The organism is Phenylobacterium aquaticum (genome assembly GCF_022695515.1).
Taxonomy (GTDB): Bacteria; Pseudomonadota; Alphaproteobacteria; order Caulobacterales; family Caulobacteraceae; genus Phenylobacterium; species Phenylobacterium aquaticum.
The window spans coordinates 1-1394 of record NZ_JALDPT010000089.1 but is presented as its reverse complement, the minus strand read 5'-3'; the positions used below and the strand labels follow the sequence as shown (position 1 = coordinate 1394).

The 1394-nt window shown below is 66.9% G+C and carries 1 protein-coding gene; it reads left to right on the top strand.

The window, feature by feature from the left end; genetic code table 11:
- Window positions 1-89: 89 nt before the first annotated feature.
- On the top strand, window positions 90-1118 hold the full coding sequence (locus MQH10_RS26210; RefSeq protein ID WP_242566900.1) for an IS110 family RNA-guided transposase: 1029 nt from the start codon (window positions 90-92) through the stop codon (window positions 1116-1118).
- The last annotated feature ends 276 nt before the right edge of the window (window positions 1119-1394 follow it).

The window sequence follows — 1394 nt, the reverse complement described above, 5'->3', positions numbered from 1 at the left end:
AGCAGATGGGGTGGATGGCTCCCGCTCCCGGCCTCAGAGGGCCAATGTGGTTGCCGTCATGCCAACCTGAGCATTGGGAGCCACCCACCATGGAGATTACCACTGTCGGCCTGGACCTGGCCAAGAACGTCTTCCAAGTCCACGCGATCAGCAGCGCGGGCGAGGTCGTCATCCGTCGGGCCCTGAAACGGGCGCAGATGATCCCGTTCTTCAGCAAGCTGTCGCCCTGCCTCATCGGGATCGAGGCCTGCGGCACAAGCCACTATTGGGCGCGGGAGTTGGTCCGCCTTGGACACCAGGTGCGGTTGATGCCGCCAGCCTATGTCAAGCCTTACGTGAAGCGCGGCAAGACCGACGCCGGCGACGCCGAGGCGATCTGCGAGGCGGTGACGCGGCCGACCATGCGCTTCGTGCCGATCAAGTCTGTGGAGCAGCAGGCAGCATTGTCGCTGCATCGGACGCGCGATCTGCTGGTCCGCCAGCGCACCCAGCTGGTCAACATGATCCGAGGGCTGCTGGCGGAGTTCGGCATCGACATCCCCAAGGGGATCACCCACGCCCTGGCGTTCGTTCGGCGAGTGGTGGCCGGCGAGGCGCACGAGGTCCCAGAGCTCGCGGCCAAGGTGATAGCCGCCCTGGCCGAACAGGCGCTCGAAGGACAGGGTCGCATCCGCCAGCTCGAGCGGGACCTGCTGGCCTGGTATCGCACCAGCGATCTGGCCCGACGCATCGCCACCGTGCCGGGTGTGGGCCTGCTGGGCGCCACCGCCCTGGCCGCCACCGTGACCGATCCCACCCAGTTCCACTCCGGTCGCCAGTTCGCCGCGTGGCTTGGGCTCACGCCGCTCAACAACTCCAGCGGCGGCAAGGAGCGGCTCGGCCGGATCTCCAAGATGGGTGATCAGTACCTGCGACGGCTGCTGGTCACAGGCATGACAGCCCTCGTCCGGCGCAACCTGCACCATCCCGAAGCCGCCGATCCGCGCATTGCCGCGCTGCTCGCCCGCAAGCCGGTACGGCTGGCCACCGTCGCCATGGCCAACCGAGCGGCGCGGGCGATCTGGGCCATCATGGTGCGCGGCGAGGTCTACCGCGCGCCGGAGACCGCCGCCGCATAGCGAACCTACCCATCAGCGCCGCCACGAGGAGCGCTTCAGAAGTTGCGAGGACCATGTGAAGTGATGGCGAACCGGTCAGACCGGGGACGAGGACAACCAGCGTGAAGGTCCAGGGCGTCATAGCCCGCAAAGCAGAGTAGGACCTCGTCCGCGGAAACCATCAGGGCCAGCGGTCCATGACCGCGCAAACAGGCCGGACACAAGACTGCACCCGACCACGACGCCGAAACCTCACATCAACCCTTGCAATGCGGGAGCCATCCACACAGGACCTTC

What these genes read in the sequence shown, in the direction of transcription:
- MQH10_RS26210 (WP_242566900.1), top strand. Translation starts at nt 90, where the DNA reads ATGGAGATTACCACTGTCGGCCTGGACCTGGCCAAGAACGTCTTCCAA.